General features: G+C 75.2%; 3 protein-coding genes. All 3 read right to left on the reverse strand.

From position 1 onward, the window contains the following. Positions 1 to 40 precede the first annotated feature (40 nt). Entirely contained in the window at positions 41 to 2,185 is a 2,145-nt protein-coding gene (locus tag C2142_RS36670) for an alpha-galactosidase (protein ID WP_148647111.1), read from the reverse strand. Between the two features lie 39 nt (positions 2,186 to 2,224). Continuing rightward, positions 2,225 to 2,986, reverse strand: a complete 762-nt coding sequence (locus C2142_RS42090) for a beta-galactosidase trimerization domain-containing protein (RefSeq protein ID WP_346766421.1) — start codon at positions 2,984 to 2,986, stop codon at positions 2,225 to 2,227. 3 nt (positions 2,987 to 2,989) lie between these two features. Then, positions 2,990 to 4,045: beta-galactosidase (locus C2142_RS42095; RefSeq protein ID WP_346766422.1), on the reverse strand; the 1,056-nt coding region annotated here is incomplete at its 5' end.

Consider the following 4,045-nt stretch of genomic DNA (forward strand, 5'->3'; position numbering starts at 1 on the left):
CCGTGGGGGGGCGGAGCGCGCGCGCTCCTCAGGCGCATCGTCAACTCCCTTCCGGGGTCCTCCCGGTGAGGCGGAGCAGGACGGCGGACGGTGCGGTCGGCAGGGTCAGGGTGAGCGTGGCGCTGTCCGGGCGCCAGACGGTGCCGGCCTGACTGGAGGCCGGGTAGAGCACCTCAGCGCGGACCTCGGCGCCGAGCAGGTGGGGCAGGTGGAGCTCCGTGACGGCCTCCGCTCCCGGGCGGCGCCAGGCGGTGAGGTAGGTGGTGGTCGGCGTACGCAGTGCCAGCGCGATCCACGGGTCCTCCCACGCGGGGAGGCCGAGCGGCCAGGCCGGCAGTGCCTGCGGCAGGTCGGCGCGGACGGCCTTGTACACGGCCACCGCCTCGTGGACCAAGTCGCGGGCTTCGGGCTCCAGTTCGGTGAGCCGGCCGGAGAGGTGGATGCGGCCGAGGAGCGCTCCGACCATGGTGAAGGCGACTTCGTCGAGGGTGTCCCCGGCCTGGGGGTAGGCCCAGACGGCGCCCTGCTCGGGCGTCACGGCGGTGGGGGCCGCCGCCGCGATGGGCGGGTAGAGCAGCAGATCCTGCTGGTCGCTGGTGGACTGCAGTTGCAGCCGGGAGAGCAGGGCGTGGTCCATCCGCATGCCGCCGGAGGCGCAGTTCTCGATCACCAGGTCCGGATACCGGTCCAGGACGGCGTCCAGCCAGTCGAGTTGGGCCCGGTTGTGGCCCAGCAGGCCGGCGGCCGGGGCCTCGCCGGGGTGGCCGCTGGTGCCGGAGCCCGGGTCGGTGTTGTGGTCGAGCTTGAGGTAGCCGACACCCCACTCGCCGACCAGGCGGTCCACCACGCCGTCCAGGTGGGCGCGGGCGGCCGGGTGGCGCAGGTCCAGGTGGGACCGGCCGCCGCCCTCCTCGACGCGCCGCCCGTCGCGGCGGAAGAACGCCTCCTCCGGCAGGGACTCGGCGACCGGGCTGGAGACCCCGACCGCCTCCGGCTCCAGCCACAGGCCCGGGACCATGCCCCGCTCCCGGATGCGGTCCAGGACCTCGTGGATCCCGTTCGGGCCGGGAAAGCGGGAGGCCGAGGGCTCCCAGGCGCCGACGGTCTCCCACCAGTTCTCGCTCTCGTCGGCGTACCAGCCGGCGTCGATGACGAAGTACTCCGCGCCGGCCTCGGCGGCGGCGTCGACCAGCGGCAGCAGCTTCGCGGTGGTGGGGTCGCCCATCAGGCAGTTCATGTAGTCGTTGAAGACGACCGGCAGCCGGCGGTGGTCGGCGTGCGGGCGTCGGGTGGCCCGGCGGTAGCGGGTGAGTGCGGCGAAGGCATCGTCCGGGCCGCCGTCCGCGCCGTACGCCAGGGCCACGGGTACGGTGCGGAACTCGGCGCCGGGCTCCAGCGGGTGGCGCCAGCCGTGGTCGGCGTCGTTGGGCCCGTACAGCGCCGCGTACGCCGTGTCGTCGCGCACCCCGCACTCCCAGCGCCAGCCGCCGCCGTTGTGCTCGATCTGCCACAGCCAGGTGCGGCCGGATTCGCGGTCCATCAGGCCGCCCATCGGCAGGTGGCCGCAGCTGGACCACACGCCCTGCCCGGCCACGACGTGGGTGCTGCGGCCGGCGCGGTAGTGGAAGCGGCCGTTGCGGGCGGGTGAGGACACCCGCAACGGCCTGCGCTGCCAGCGGCACTCGGCGAACCAGTCGTTCTCCGCCCACAGCAGGTCGGCGCTCTCCAGCGCCCCGGGGTCGCTCCCGGTGAGGCAGCCCGCCACGAGCGAGCCGACCGACTCCAGGTACAGCGTCTCCGCCCCTTCGTTGCGCAGTACCACCTCGGCGCGCAGCACCGGCAGGCCGTCCGGGGACCGGTAGACCGCCTCGGCGGTCAGACCGGTCTCCGGGTCGTGGAGCTCGACGGTGAGCACGTGCCAGTCGCCGTCCCGGGTCGCGCGGTGGGAGCGGTGGCGCAGCCGTGCGCCGAGGGCGGTGTCGATGAGGTGCCGGCCCGACCAGTGGCGGCCGTGGTCGGCGGTCGTCACCTCCACCAGCGGCAGCGCCGCGCCCGGCCGCGGGTCGGTGCCCGCCTCGCCGGGCGTGCCGACCCGGACCAGCCGGGGGGTGCCGTGGTCGTCCGGACCGATCTCCAGCTCCAGGGCGTGGTGGCCCCAGCGGATCGCCGCGTGCGGGTCGGTCATGGTGGCCTTCCTTCGTCGGTGGGGGAGACGTGGGGGCATTCAGTGCGCGCGCAGGACCGCGCAGCCGCCGGGCGGCAGTTGGTGCAGGGGTCCGCCCGTGAGCAGGTCGTGGCCCGGCTGCGGCAGCGGGACGGCCTCGTCGAGGTGGTTGAGCAGCACGTGCCAGCCGCGGCCGTCCGGGGCGTGCCGGGTGACCGCTTCGACGCCGGCCGACAGGCCCGGCAGCTCCGGGACGACACCGGCCTGCGCGAGCAGCCGGCCGACCAGGGCGGCGTAGCCGGCGTCGTCGAGGCGGGTGGAGAGGTACCAGCCGTGGCCGGCGCCGAAGTCGTGGCGGGTGAGCGCCGGGCTGCCGGCGAGCATGCCGTGGGTGTAGGCGGCGAGCGGCTCGGCGCCCTCGGTGCGCAGGGACTCGCTCCAGGAGCCGGCCGTCGAGCCGTCGGAGAGCGCGACCTCCTCGTCCTGCCGCAGCGGGCGGTGCTCCTCGACCCGGATGCCCAGCGCCTCGCGCAGCGGGGCGGCCGGGTAGCCGCCGAGCCGGGCGTGCAGGCGCTCGTCGACGATGCCGCTGAAGTGCTGGACGAGCAGGGTGCCGCCGTCGGCGACGTAGCGGCGCAGGTTCTCGGCGCCCGCGTCGGTGAGCAGGAACAGGGCCGGCGCGAGGACGACCCGGTAGCGGCTCAGGTCGTGCTCGGGGTGGGCGAAGTCGACCGTCAGTCCGGCGTCCCACAGCGCCCGGTGGGCGCGGCGCAGCGCGGGGAGGTAGTCGAGCTCGGACGAGGGGAGTCCGTCGACCTTCATCGCCTACCAGGCGTCGGAGTCGTGCAGCACGGCGACCTCGGTCCGGGCGGTGGAGCCGGCGAGTTCGCCGAGCCGGGCGACGGCCTCTCCGGTCGCCGTGACCTCGCGGAAGGTGCGGCTGTCCGGCCCGGCGTGCGGGACCATCGACGAGTGCCACTGCTCGGCGCCGGCCCGGGACTGGCGCCACTGGAAGAACAGCGCGCCCTCCGAGCCGCGGGCGATGTGGGCGAGCGAGTGGCGCAGGATCTCGCCCGGCTCCTTGGCGAGGACGCGGCCGTCGGCGTAGACGGTGTTGGTGCCCGATTCCATCAGCAGCCAGGGGGCGCCGCCGGCGAAGGAGCGGGCCCGGTCGGCGTCGAAGGCGGCGTGGGCGGCGGCGTCGATGCCGGGTGCGGTGGGGTAGTGGTTGACGGAGACCAGGTCGACTTCGCGGCCGAATGCCCAGAGGTCCAGGTTCTGGTAGCCGGGCAGCATGAGGTTGGTGGTCACCGGCCGGTCGCTGTGGGCGCGGATGGCGTCGCGCTGCTCGCGGTAGGCGGCGAGGGTCTCGTCGGACCAGAAGCGGTTGTAGTCCAGGGCCTGGCCGGGGTTGCGGTGCCACTGGCTCGTGCGGGGCGGCAGGATCTGCTCCCACGAGGTGTAGCGCTGGCTCCAGAATGCCGTGCCCCAGGCCTCGTTGAGGGCGTCCAGGGAGCCGTGGCGGGCGCGCAGCCAGATCCGGAAGGCGGCGGCGGCGTGGTCGCAGTGGCAGAGGGAGACGTACTCGTTGTGCACGTGCCACAGGGCGAGCGCCGGGTGGTCGCCGTAGCGTTCGGCGAGCGCGGCGGCGATGCGGCGGGCGGCCAGACGGTAGGCGGGGGCGGCGACGCAGTAGGTGTCCCGGCTGCCGTGGGTCAGGCGGACGCCGTCGGGGCCGACCGGCAGGGCGTCCGGGTGGGCCAGGGAGAACCAGGGCGGCGGGGAGGCGGTGGGGGTGGCCAGGTCGACGGCGACGCCGGCCGCGTGCAGCCGGTCCAGGTGGGCGTCGAGCCAGTCGAAGTCGTAGCGGCCCTCCTCGGG

Origin of the sequence: Streptomyces sp. CB01881 (assembly GCF_002953255.1) — a bacterium.
In the GTDB taxonomy this organism is placed as follows: domain Bacteria; phylum Actinomycetota; class Actinomycetes; order Streptomycetales; family Streptomycetaceae; genus Kitasatospora.

Bases quoted from the DNA above. Each gene is read 5' to 3' on its own strand.
- C2142_RS36670 (WP_148647111.1), bottom strand. From the start codon at position 2,185: ATGACCGACCCGCACGCGGCGATCCGCTGGGGCCACCACGCCCTGGAG.
- C2142_RS42090 (WP_346766421.1), bottom strand. From the start codon at position 2,986: ATGAAGGTCGACGGACTCCCCTCGTCCGAGCTCGACTACCTCCCCGCG.